The sequence below is a fragment of the Nocardia sp. NBC_00508 genome (assembly GCF_036346875.1).
Lineage (GTDB): Bacteria > Actinomycetota > Actinomycetes > Mycobacteriales > Mycobacteriaceae > Nocardia.
This window is the reverse complement of sequence record NZ_CP107852.1, coordinates 2,494,116-2,505,724: the sequence shown is the minus strand read 5'-3', so window position 1 is coordinate 2,505,724 and position 11,609 is coordinate 2,494,116. Positions and strand designations below refer to the sequence as shown.

The 11,609-nt window shown below is 68.6% G+C and carries 14 protein-coding genes; 13 read left to right on the top strand and 1 reads right to left on the bottom strand.

Annotated features, from left to right (window positions below):
• Positions 1-311: 311 nt before the first annotated feature.
• The 8 genes from infA (at position 312) to truA (ending at position 5,279) form a co-directional block, all read left to right on the top strand.
• Positions 312-533: a translation initiation factor IF-1 gene (gene infA / locus OHA40_RS11240; RefSeq protein WP_003418601.1), complete on the top strand. Its 222-nt coding sequence runs from the start codon at positions 312-314 to the stop codon at positions 531-533.
• A 148-nt stretch (positions 534-681) separates the two neighbouring features.
• Positions 682-795: a 50S ribosomal protein L36 gene (rpmJ, locus tag OHA40_RS11235; protein WP_011207363.1), complete on the top strand. Its 114-nt coding sequence runs from the start codon at positions 682-684 to the stop codon at positions 793-795.
• A gap of 246 nt (positions 796-1,041) precedes the next feature.
• Positions 1,042-1,413, top strand: a complete 372-nt coding sequence (gene rpsM, locus OHA40_RS11230; RefSeq protein WP_330232993.1) for a 30S ribosomal protein S13 — start codon at positions 1,042-1,044, stop codon at positions 1,411-1,413.
• A gap of 9 nt (positions 1,414-1,422) precedes the next feature.
• Complete coding sequence (gene rpsK, locus OHA40_RS11225; protein ID WP_040704448.1) at positions 1,423-1,836, top strand: 30S ribosomal protein S11; 414 nt, start codon at positions 1,423-1,425, stop codon at positions 1,834-1,836.
• Positions 1,837-1,856: 20 nt separating this feature from the next.
• The gene (gene rpsD, locus OHA40_RS11220; RefSeq protein WP_040864912.1) at positions 1,857-2,462 is read left to right on the top strand and encodes a 30S ribosomal protein S4; all 606 of its coding nucleotides are present in this window, start codon (positions 1,857-1,859) and stop codon (positions 2,460-2,462) included.
• A 134-nt stretch (positions 2,463-2,596) separates the two neighbouring features.
• Positions 2,597-3,655: a DNA-directed RNA polymerase subunit alpha gene (locus tag OHA40_RS11215; protein WP_039796155.1), complete on the top strand. Its 1,059-nt coding sequence runs from the start codon at positions 2,597-2,599 to the stop codon at positions 3,653-3,655.
• Between the two features lie 49 nt (positions 3,656-3,704).
• Complete coding sequence (gene rplQ / locus OHA40_RS11210; protein WP_330232992.1) at positions 3,705-4,226, top strand: 50S ribosomal protein L17; 522 nt, start codon at positions 3,705-3,707, stop codon at positions 4,224-4,226.
• A 195-nt stretch (positions 4,227-4,421) separates the two neighbouring features.
• A complete protein-coding gene (truA, locus tag OHA40_RS11205) occupies positions 4,422-5,279 on the top strand; it encodes a tRNA pseudouridine(38-40) synthase TruA (RefSeq protein WP_330232991.1) in 858 nt (285 codons plus the stop codon).
• Between the two features lie 45 nt (positions 5,280-5,324).
• On the opposite strand, the gene OHA40_RS11200 is transcribed toward truA, so the two are convergent.
• Entirely contained in the window at positions 5,325-5,795 is a 471-nt protein-coding gene (locus OHA40_RS11200) for an Hsp20/alpha crystallin family protein (protein WP_330234131.1), read from the bottom strand.
• Positions 5,796-5,968: 173 nt separating this feature from the next.
• Here OHA40_RS11200 and OHA40_RS11195 point away from each other — a divergent pair, with 173 nt between their 5' ends.
• The 5 genes from OHA40_RS11195 to OHA40_RS11175 all read left to right on the top strand — a co-directional run bounded on the left by OHA40_RS11195 (position 5,969) and on the right by OHA40_RS11175 (position 11,594).
• Positions 5,969-6,802, top strand: a complete 834-nt coding sequence (locus OHA40_RS11195) for an LLM class F420-dependent oxidoreductase (RefSeq protein ID WP_330232990.1) — start codon at positions 5,969-5,971, stop codon at positions 6,800-6,802.
• Positions 6,803-7,075: 273 nt separating this feature from the next.
• Complete coding sequence (locus OHA40_RS11190) at positions 7,076-8,497, top strand: MFS transporter (protein ID WP_330232989.1); 1,422 nt, start codon at positions 7,076-7,078, stop codon at positions 8,495-8,497.
• A gap of 46 nt (positions 8,498-8,543) precedes the next feature.
• On the top strand, positions 8,544-9,203 hold the full coding sequence (locus OHA40_RS11185) for a response regulator transcription factor (RefSeq protein WP_330232988.1): 660 nt from the start codon (positions 8,544-8,546) through the stop codon (positions 9,201-9,203).
• Positions 9,204-9,240: 37 nt separating this feature from the next.
• Positions 9,241-10,662 carry a sensor histidine kinase gene (locus tag OHA40_RS11180; RefSeq protein WP_330232987.1) on the top strand — a complete coding sequence of 474 codons (1,422 nt, stop codon included), beginning with the start codon at positions 9,241-9,243 and terminating at the stop codon, positions 10,660-10,662.
• Entirely contained in the window at positions 10,659-11,594 is a 936-nt protein-coding gene (locus tag OHA40_RS11175) for a TAXI family TRAP transporter solute-binding subunit (RefSeq protein ID WP_330232986.1), read from the top strand. The genes OHA40_RS11180 and OHA40_RS11175 overlap by 4 nt, the downstream gene beginning before the upstream one ends.
• Positions 11,595-11,609 lie beyond the last annotated feature (15 nt).

Below are 11,609 nucleotides of genomic sequence, written 5' to 3'. Positions count from 1 at the left end.
TTCGCTCGGCGCGCTGGCTCATGCGTCCTCCTCGATCTGCTCGACCCAAATACCTGGACAGCGGCCAGTTTACGCGACAACACACCGCCGTCGCGGCGCAGGACCCAGCGCTCGCCATGGGTGGGAAGGTGGCTGCGAAACCCCTGGCGACGGAGGTATACAGGGAGGCATTTTTGCCCGATCCGGAACTGATCGGTAAGCTGGAGCGGCGGTGCACCTAGGCGCCGCCTGTTTGTGTGCGAGCGGTCGGTCCATACAATCAGAGGTCAGGCAGACAAACCAGGTTGAGCGTAACCGGGATCGCGGAGGATATGGCGAAGAAGGACGGGGCCATCGAGGTCGAGGGTCGAGTTGTCGAGCCGCTGCCCAATGCGATGTTCCGGATCGAGCTCGAGAACGGGCACAAGGTTCTCGCGCACATCAGCGGGAAGATGCGGCAGCACTACATTCGCATCCTCCCCGAGGACCGTGTGGTCGTCGAGCTCTCGCCCTACGACCTGTCACGTGGCCGGATCGTATACCGCTACAAGTGATCGCGCCCGGCGCGATCGGGTCGGCGCGAGCCGGCCGTCCCGGCGCAGGCCGGGGCCGAGTCGAATGACTCACCACAGAGCTTCCCCAGTCGCCGACTGGGGAAAAACTGTGTTCACACCAGTGTGAACCACAACAGATTGGACGGACGTGAAGGTTCAGCCGAGCGTCAAGAAGATCTGCGAGAAGTGCAAGGTGATCCGCCGTCACGGCCGGGTCATGGTGATCTGCGACAACCTGCGCCACAAGCAGCGCCAGGGCTGAGCGGAGGCGGGGGAGACCTCGCTCCACAGCGCCCGAGGCTCGCCGAAGGCGTCGCTCGACGCAGCACCAGCCAAGCACCGAACCGCAGTTCGGATTGGCAAAGAAGAACTCCCAGCTCCAGCCGCACGCTGCGGAAATCCGGGTTCGCCCGGGGCGTGCGCGCCTACCACCGGTCCGGAGGCCGGTGCCCCATAAGACGAGGGGATGGACAGGGAGCAGACCTCCGCAACATTAAGGAACTGCCACATGGCACGTCTCATGGGCGTTGATCTCCCGCGCGAAAAGCGCATGGAGATCGCGCTGACCTATATCTACGGCATCGGCCGTACCCGCTCCAAGGAGATCCTCGAGGCGACCGGCGTCAGCCCGGACCTGCGCTCGAAGGACCTCAGCGACGAGCAGGTCACGCAGCTGCGTGATTATATCGAGGGTTCGTCCCTCAAGGTCGAGGGTGACCTGCGCCGTGAGGTGCAGGCCGACATCCGTCGCAAGATCGAGATCGGCTGCTACCAGGGCCTGCGCCACCGTCGTGGCCTGCCCGTGCGTGGCCAGCGCACCAAGACCAACGCGCGCACCCGCAAGGGTCCGAAGCGCACCGTCGCCGGCAAGAAGAAGTAGGGATAACCGATGCCTCCGAAGAGTCGGGCCGCGGGCCCGAAGAAGACCCAGAAGTCGCGTCGCCGGGAAAAGAAGAACGTCCCGCACGGCCACGCGCACATCAAGAGCACGTTCAACAACACGATCGTGTCGATCACCGACCCGAACGGCAACGTCATCTCCTGGGCGTCGTCGGGTCACGTCGGCTTCAAGGGCTCGCGCAAGTCGACCCCGTTCGCCGCGCAGCTCGCCGCCGAGAACGCCGCCCGCAAGGCGCAGGAGAACGGCGTCAAGAAGGTCGACGTCTTCGTGAAGGGCCCGGGTTCGGGCCGCGAGACCGCGATCCGCTCGCTGCAGGCCGCCGGCCTCGAGGTGGGCACGATCTCCGATGTCACCCCGCAGCCGCACAACGGCTGCCGTCCGCCCAAGCGGCGTCGCGTCTAGCGGGAAAGGAATAGCGAACAATGGCTCGTTACACAGGCCCTATCACCCGCAAGTCGCGTCGTCTGCGCGTCGACCTCGTCGGAGGCGACCAGGCGTTCGAGCGTCGCCCCTACCCGCCGGGCCAGCACGGCCGCGCGCGGATCAAGGAGAGCGAGTACCTGCTCCAGCTGCAGGAGAAGCAGAAGGCCCGCTTCTCCTACGGCGTCATGGAGAAGCAGTTCCGCCGGTACTACGAGGAGGCCAACCGCCTCAAGGGCAAGACCGGTGACAACCTGCTGCGCCTGCTGGAGACCCGCCTGGACAACGTCGTGTACCGCGCCGGTCTGGCCCGGACCCGTCGGCAGGCGCGTCAGCTGGTCAGCCACGGCCACTTCCTGGTGAACAACAAGAAGGTCGACGTTCCCAGCTTCCAGGTGACCCAGTACGACATCATCGATGTCAAGGAGAAGTCGCTGGGCACGCTGCCGTTCCAGGTGGCGCGGGAGACGGTCGGCGACCGCCCGGTTCCGGGCTGGCTGCAGGTGATCCCGGGCCGGCTGCGGATTCTGGTCCACCAGGTGCCGGAGCGCGCCCAGATCGATGTGCCGCTGCAAGAACAGCTGATCGTCGAGTACTACTCGAAGTAGCACTCGGCGAGCCGTCCTGGGCATACCTTGGGCGGCACAGCGCATGGTGCGTGGTCGTCCGGAAGCGGACGATCACGCACAACCCCTGAGACGAGGCGTCAAATAGCGGGCGCCCAACAAGGAGGATGATCCAAATGCTGATTTCACAGCGTCCGACGCTGACCGAAGAGGTCGTCGCCGAGAACCGCTCGAAGTTCACCATCGAACCGCTCGAGCCCGGCTTCGGTTACACCCTCGGCAATTCGCTGCGGCGTACCCTGCTGTCCTCGATTCCGGGGGCCGCGGTCACGAGCATCCGCATCGACGGCGTCCTGCACGAGTTCACCACTGTTCCCGGGGTCAAGGAGGATGTCACCGACATCATCCTGAACCTCAAGGGCCTGGTCGTTTCCTCGGAGGAGGACGAGCCGGTCACGATGTACGTGCGCAAGCAGGGCCCCGGCACTGTCACCGCCGGCGACATCGTCCCGCCCAGCGGCGTCGTGGTGCACAACCCGGACATGCACATCGCGACCCTGAACGACAAGGGCAAGCTGGAGATCGAGCTCGTCGTCGAGCGCGGTCGCGGCTATGTCCCCGCCGTGCAGAACAAGGCGTCCGGCGCGGAAATCGGCCGGATCCCGGTGGATTCGATCTACTCGCCGGTGCTCAAGGTGACCTACAAGGTCGAGGCCACTCGTGTCGAGCAGCGCACCGACTTCGACCGGCTCATCCTGGACGTGGAGACCAAGAACTCCATCAGCGCACGGGACGCGCTCGCCTCGGCGGGCAAGACCCTGGTCGAGCTCTTCGGCCTGGCCCGCGAGCTGAACGTCGAAGCCGAGGGCATCGAGATCGGCCCCTCGCCGGCCGAGGCGGATCACATCGCCTCGTTCGGTCTGCCGATCGAGGACCTGGACCTCACCGTCCGGTCCTACAACTGCCTCAAGCGCGAGGGTGTGCACACGGTGGGCGAGCTGGTCGCCCGTACCGAGTCGGACCTGCTGGACATTCGCAACTTCGGCCAGAAGTCCATCGACGAGGTCAAGGTCAAGCTGCACGCGCTCGGCCTCTCGCTGAAGGACAGCCCGGCGTCGTTCGACCCGTCCAGCGTGGTCGGCTACGACGCGAGCACCGGCACGTGGAGCGACAGCGGCACGTTCAGTGACACCGATGGCGGCGAGCAGGACTACGCCGAAACCGAACAGCTCTAGGCCGTCGGGGTAGGCGCCCCGGACCGGCCTCTCATAAGGAGAACCAACAATGCCCAAGCCCAAGAAGGGTGCCCGCTTCGGCGGGTCGGCGACGCACCAGAAGGCGATCTTCGCCAACCTGGCCACGGCGCTCTTCGAGCACGGCCGGATCACCACCACCGAGGCCAAGGCCAAGGCTGTGCGCCCCTACGCGGAGAAGCTGATCACCAAGGCGAAGGGCGGCACGCTCGCCGACCGTCGCGAGGTGCTCAAGGTGATCCGCAACAAGGACATCGTGCACGAACTCTTCGAGCAGATCGGCCCGTCGTTCGAGGGGCGCGAGGGTGGCTACACCCGCATCACCAAGACGCTGCCGCGCAAGGGTGACAACGCGCCGATGGCGATCATCGAGCTGGTCCGGGAGAAGACCGTGACCAACGAGGCCGATCGCGCTCGCCGCGTTGCCGCGTCGAAGAAGGCCGAGGAGGCTCCGGCCGCCGAGGTCGTCGAGGAGCAGGCCGAAGAGGCCGCCGCCGAGACCGCCGAGGCTCCGGCTGCCGACGAGGCCGCTGAGGACAAGAAGGACGCCTGAGATCGTGCTCCCCGTACCTGCGGGGACGATCTCCGACGTCATGCCGGAGTTCACGAACGAGCCCGCCACCCGTTTCCGGGTCGGCGGGCTTGTTCGTGTCGACCAGGAGATCGTCGTGAGGGAGCGTCAGCGAGTGAACCGAAGGCGCAGCGCGCACACGCGCTCGACGGAGCCGAGCGCCAACGAGGCGCGGTCGTGAGGGACGGGTCGGCGCCGGACGCCGTGCGCCCGACGGCTCGGGTCCGGCTGGACATCTCCTACGACGGCACCGATTTCAGCGGGTGGGCGCGCCAGCCGGGTCTGCGCACCGTGCAGGGAGTGTTGGAGGACTCGCTGAGCAAGGTGTTCCGTGAGCCGATCCAGCTGACCGTCGCGGGGCGCACCGACGCGGGCGTGCACGCCGAGGGGCAGGTCGCGCATTTCGACACCTCCGGCGAACTTGATCCGGACAAACTCGTGCACCGGATGGCGCGATTCCTGCCCAGGGACGTGCGGCTCGAGCAGGCGCGGCTCGCCCCGTCCGAGTTCGATGCCCGGTTCTCCGCCGTCCGCCGCCACTACGTCTACCGATTGACCACCGCACCGTATGGCGCCGCGCCGTTGCAGGCCCGCAGCGTGGTCGCTTGCCGGTCCGGGGTCGACATCGAGGCCATGCGGGCGGCCTCGGGAAAGCTGTTGGGGCTGCACGATTTCGCCGCGTTCTGCCGACGCAAGGAGGGCGCGACGACGGTACGCGAGCTTCAGCGCTTCGAGTGGGTGCGCCACGGTGACCTGCTGGTCGCCTACGTCAGCGCCGACGCGTTCTGCTGGTCGATGGTCCGCAGCCTGGTCGGCGCGGTCCTCGCGGTCGGCGAAGGACGCCGCAGTCCGGAATGGGTGGGCGAGCTGCTGCGCGAGACGGAGCGGTCCAGCGCGGTCACCGTCGCCCCTGCCCACGGCCTGAGTCTGATCGGGGTCGACTATCCAGCGGACGACGAACTCGCCGCCCGCAACGCGCAGACGCGCGAGATGCGGTCCGTCCCGGTCCCGGACGGTGCTTGCTGCGGCGACTGACAAAGGGCTACCCGCACCCACGCGTGGGTGCGGGTAGCGGGACGGTCACTTCGAGGATTGCCTCCGCTGTTCGGGCTGCGGCGACGCTTCGATCGTCCTCGGTTCCTGGGACGCCCCGGAGATCGCGATACGGCGCGGCTTGGCGCGCTCGGCGATGGGGATCGTCACCGACAGCACACCGTTGTTGTAGGTCGCGCTGATCCGATCGGCATCGACGTTCTCACCGAGGGACAGTTGCCGCATGAAGGTGCCCGCGAAGCGCTCCGAGGCGATCCACTGGACGCCTTCCTCACTGGGAACGGTGCGTTGCGCGCGGAGGGTGAGCGTGCCGCTGTCGACACTGACGTCGATCGAGCCGGGGTCGACACCGGGCAGGTCCGCGTTCAGCACGTAGTGATCTCCCGCCTTGAACAGATCCATCGGCATGAATCGCGGTACGCGAGCGGTTCCGGCGGTTTCGCCGAGCAGTTGGCGGGCTACGGTGTCGATGTCATGGAATGGATCGAATCTGAGCACAGCGATCACCTCCATCTCCTAGTGGTGACGCCTGCCACGGCGGCGGGCGCCGATAGCTGTGCAATTTTCACAGTAGCTCGCTCGGGTCCTGATTGCTTCGACCTGACGGGACGAAGTAGCGCGTCGCCCGCCGACACGGAATAGCCGTCTGTGGACCTGTGTTGGCTCGGGACATGGCATTCGAGAGTCTCGGACGGTTCGGAGTGTGGCGGGCGTACACCGGGTTCAGCCCCGAGGATGCGCGGGAATTGGAGCAGCTGGGCTACGGCGCGCTGTGGTTGGGGGCCTCCCCGCCGGCGGATCTGGCGGTCGTCGAACCGCTGCTGGAGGCGACCGAAACGATCACCGTGGCGACCAGCATCGTGAATATCTGGGCGGCGCCTGCGAAGGAAGTGGCCGATTCGTTCCAGCGGATCGAGGCGCGCTTCCCCGGCCGGTTCCTGCTCGGCATCGGTGCGGGCCACCCGGAACATACCGGGGAGTACCGCAAGCCCTACGACGCGCTGGTGGAGTACCTCGACGAACTCGACGCGGCGGGCGTGCCCGCCGAGCGGCGTGCGGTGGCGGCACTCGGACCGCGGGTGCTGAAACTGGCCGCCGAGCGGTCCGCGGGCGCGCTGCCCTACTTCGTGCCGTCGGCGCACACCGCGAAGGCGCGTGAGATCACCGGCCCGGACGCATTGCTGGCGACCGAGCACATGGTGGTGCTGACCGACGACGCTCGAGCGGCGCACGCCGTCGCAGACGGGACCGCCGGGTTCTACCTCGGCCTGACCAACTACGTGTCGAACCTGCGCCGGTTCGGTTTCACCGACGCCGATCTCACCACCCCGCCCAGTGATCGGCTGTTCGACGCGATCATCGCGCACGGCACGCCGGAACACATCGTCGCTCGGTTGTCGGAACATCTGGATGCGGGCGCCGACCACGTCGCCGTGCAGATTCTCGGCGACAACTACCTCGCGGCGTTGCGCACCCTCGCGCCGCTGCTCACCGCGCGATCCTGAACATCTCGATTCGAGTCTCGTCCGGCCCTCGGCGTCCGCCGTCCACCGCGGCGCCGTCCGTCCACCGCGGCGCCGTCCGTCCACCGTGGCGCCGTCCGTCCACCGTGGCGCCGTCCGTCCACCGTGGCGCCGTCCGGGGCCGAACCTGTTTTCGCGCCCTGCGGCGATCGTCCTAAGGGACTGTTAGGAAGGGTCGAGAGCCGTTCCGCGAGCTTGTGACTGTCGACACACTGATCTGCGACGACGCGATGAGGCGTCGAAGAAGGAGATCTTGTGACTACGACACAGCCCGTGGGCGAGCGCCGGGTGGTCGCGAATGTTTTGCGCGGTTCCATCGGCAATCTCGTCGAATGGTACGACTGGTACGTCTACGCCGCGTTCAGCGTGTATTTCGCGAAGACGTTCTTCCCCAAAGACGATCCGACGGCGCAGCTGCTGTCCACCGCCGCCGTGTTCGCGGTCGGCTTCCTGATGCGCCCGATCGGCGGCTGGGCGCTGGGCCGGTACGCGGACCGGTTCGGTCGCCGCTCGGCGCTGACCCTCTCGGTGACCGTGATGGCGGCCGGTTCGCTGATGATCGCGGTGACGCCCGGCTACCAGACCATCGGCCTCGCCGCTCCGGCGCTGCTACTGGCGGCGCGGTTGCTGCAGGGGCTTTCGGTGGGCGGTGAGTACGCCACCAGCGCGACGTACCTGTCCGAGGTGGCTTCGGCGGGCAGGCGAGGGTTCTACTCGAGCTTCCAGTACGTGACGCTGGTTGCCGGCCAGCTCGTCGCGCTCGGCGTGCAGATCGTGCTGCAGCAGTTCCTCGACGCGGCCCAGATGAACGCGTGGGGCTGGCGGATTCCATTCGTGATCGGCGCTGCCGGTGCGCTGATCGTGATGTGGTTGCGGCGCGGCATGGACGAGTCCGAGCAGTTCCGCGCCGAATCCGAACGGACGCCGCTGGTGAACAGCGTGAGCGACGCGGCGACGGTCGTGTCCGCCGGTACGCGGAAGTCGCGCGGTTCGCTGCGGATCCTGTTGCAGTACCCCCGGGAATGCCTGCTGGTGATCGGGTTGACGCTGGGCGGAACCGTCGCGTTCTACACCTACACGACCTACATGCAGAAGTTCATGATCAACACTTCCGGCATCTCCAAGTCGACCGTCGCGTGGATCAACTTCATCGCGTTGCTGGTCTTCGTGGTGCTGCAACCGCTGGCAGGCGCGCTGTCGGACCGGGTGGGGCGACGCAAGCTGCTGATCTTCTTCGGCGTGTCGGGCACCGTGCTGACCGTGCCGATCATGACCGTGCTCGCGCAGACCACGAATCCGGTCGCCGCGTGGGGCCTGATGATGGTGGCTCTGCTGATCATCACGGGGTACACCTCGATCAACGCGATCGTGAAGGCCGAGTTGTTCCCGACCAAGATCCGCGCGCTCGGCGTCGGGCTGCCCTACGCGCTGACCGTCGCGATCTTCGGCGGCACCGCGGAGACGATCGCGCTGGCGCTGAAGAAGGCGGGCCACGAATCGCTGTACTTCTGGTACGTCGCGGGATGCATCGCCATCTCGTTGGTCACCTACTACTTCATGCGGGAGACCTCGGCCTCGTCGACGATCGACGCGGGCGAGCCCACCGCGGATGCCGGCACCGGGGCCGGCGCCGCGGTGGCCGAGCCGGGACGACCGTTGGTCACCGTGCGTGACTGACCGCCCGGCACACGCGCCGATTCGCCCGTTGTGGGAGGATCGGCGCGTGCGGCTTGCGGTGGTCGAGGACGACGACGGCGTGGGAGACGCGCTGGTCGAAGCGCTGGTCGCCCGCGGTTACCGCGCCGAACGCAAGCGCCGCGGCGCGGATCTGCTGATCGCGCATCGCGACTACGACGCGGTCATCCTCGATCTCGGACTGCCCGACGGCGACGGTCTGCAGGTGCTGCGCAGGCTGCGTGAGGTCAGCTCGGTGCCGGTGCTGATCCTGACCGCGCGCAGCGACGAACGCTCGATCGTCCGCGGCCTGCGTGGCGGCGCCGACGACTACCTGGTGAAGCCGCCGCGGATCGCCGAGCTGGTCGCGCGCCTGGAGACGGTGACCCGGCGGGCGGCGGGCGCGGCGCGGCAGGCGCAATCGGTGGTGGTCACCGGTGACGTGCGGGTCGATCTCGGCGCCCGCGTGGTCGAGGTGGCCGGTGCGCCGGTGCCGTTGACCCAGAAGGAATTCGAATTGGTCGAAGCGCTGGTGGAACGGCCGGGCGCCGCGGTGAGCCGCCAGCAGCTCATGGATCGCATCTGGGGTGACGCCTTCGTCGCGGTGTCGCGCTCGCTGGACGTGCACATGACCGGTTTGCGGGCGAAGTTGAATCGGCCGGGGCTGATCACCACGATCCGGGGCTACGGATATCGGTGGGGGCAGTGAGCGCGATGTCCGCGACCCGGCGGGCCGGAGGTAGGTCATGCGGCGTCGCCTGCTCGTCGCGCTGACGGTCTTTGCGGCCATCGCGGTGCTGGCGTTCGCGGTGCCGCTGTCGCTGACCATCGCGACCAGTCGCACCCAGCAGCTGCTGCTCGCCCGCTCCGGGGACGCCGACCGCTTCGCCACCCTCGCCGATGACGCCGTCACCGCCGGGGATACCCGCGCGCTGGCCGACGAAGTACTGCGCTATCACGAGCTGTACGGCGAGAACGTGCTCGTCGTCGACGCCAGGGGCGCCACGACGGTCAACGCCGGAGCGGACGTGACCCGTCCCGGCATCGTCGCGGCGGTCGCGGCCGCGCGCCGCAATCAGCGTCCGCACGCGGTGGACAAGCTGACGCCGTGGGGCGCGCCGACCATGCTCGTCGCGCGGCCGGTCGGCACCGGAGTGCAAGTGAACGGCGCCGTGGTGATCGAGGCGTCGACCGCGCGCGCTCGCGGCGACATCGCGTGGGCCTGGGCGGTCATCGTGCTGGGCGGCGTGGTCGCGATGACACTGTTCATGCTGCTCGCGGTGACGCTGAGCCGCTGGGTGCTGCGGCCGTTGTCGGCACTGTCGCGGGCGGTCGCGGAGTTGACCGCGACGCTGCCGAAACCGCGCGCGGACACCGTCGCCCCGGTATCGATCGCGGGTAGGTACGGCGGACCGCCGGAGATGCGGGCGGTCGCCGAATCCTTCGACTCCATGGCCCTGGCCGTCGCGGATTCGGCGGACGCGCAGCGTCAGCTCGTCGCCGACACCGCGCACGCGATGCGCAATCCGCTGGCCGCCTTGACCATCCGGCTCGATTCCTTGGCACCCGCGATTCCCGCGAGCGCCGCGGGCACCTTCCGCGGCGCCGGCGCCGAAGTCGATCGCCTGACCGCGCTGCTCGACGGCCTGCTCAGCCTCGCCGTCGCGGAAACGCCCGCGGCGTTCGACGTCACGCGGGCCGCCGAGGCCGACAACCAGTGCGACGCCGTGCAGGTGGTCGCCGACCGCTTCGACGCCTGGTGCTCGGCGTTCGACGCGGCCGGGCAGCAACTGCGTGTCGGGTCCGCGCCCGAGCATGCGGAGGTCGCGGTACCGGCCGACGTGCTCGCCCAGATCCTCGACGTGCCGCTGAGCAATGCGACGCGCTACGCGGGACCGGGCGGGCACACCGAGCTGATCGTCGTCGCGGAGCGTGGCTGGGTCACGGTGTGCGTCCGTGACGACGGCGCCGGTGTACGGCCTGACGAGCTCGACAAGCTCACCACCCGTTTCTTCCGCGGTTCGTCGGCCGGGGCCGGTGGCTCCGGGCTCGGCCTGCCGATCGCCGCGGCGCTCGCACAGGCGCGCGGCGGCACGCTCACCGTCGAGGCGGTGCATCCGCACGGTCTCGCGGTGGTGGTCCGATTACCCGCGGCGGAGGTGCGATGATCAGCCGAGAACCAAGTGCGCGGCGCGGCCTCGGCCGGCGCGGGTTTCTCGCGCTGGCCGTCGCGGCGGGCGTCGCGGGCTGCGGGCCGAGTGGTGGCGGCGCCACTGTTCGGCTGGCATCCGGTGAGGTCGGCGGCTTCTATTACGCCTTCGCGGGGTTGCTCGGCGCCGCAGCCGCGGAGGCCGGAGACGTGCGCATCGAGCGGGTCACCACATCGGGTTCGCAAGAGAATCTGGCGCTGCTCGCCCGGGGCGAGGTGGATGCCGCGCTCGCGCTCGCGGACTCGGCGCGCGACACCACCGATCGGCTCTCCGCTCTGGGGCGGGTGTACGAGAACTACCTGCAGCTGGTGGTGCGCTCCGACAGCGCGATCGGCTCGGTCGCGGATCTGCGTGGGACGCGGGTGAGTCTGGGCGCGGAAGGATCGGGCGCTGCGCTGACCGGCGAACGGATCCTGCGTGTCGCGGGCCTGGATCCCGCCGTCGACGTGGCGATCTCGCATCGCCCGCTGGCCGAGGCGGTGGCCGCTCTGGCGGGCGGTGCGGCGGACGCACTGCTCTGGGCGGGCGGGGTGCCGACCACGCTGCTCGCGGTGCCGAGCCGGATGCGGCTGGTGGACATGGGCGAACTCTCCGCGCCGATGCGGGAGCGGTTCGGTCCGGTCTACGACCGCGTCGCGATCCCCGCCGACGCCTATCCCGGTAGCGTCGCGGTGCACACCATCGGCGTGGCGAACCTGCTGCTTGCCGCCACCACCATGCCCGAGGAGGTGGCCGCATCGATCGTGGAACTGCTGGTGTGGCACGCGGACGCGCTGGTGCCCACGGTGGCGGCGGGCACCCAGTTCCTCGACGGACGATCGCTGATCAGCACCGGCTCGACCCCGCTGCATCCGGGCGCGGCCGCCGTCTACCGCCGCTGGCACGGGTGAACCGCGCCTTCCGGG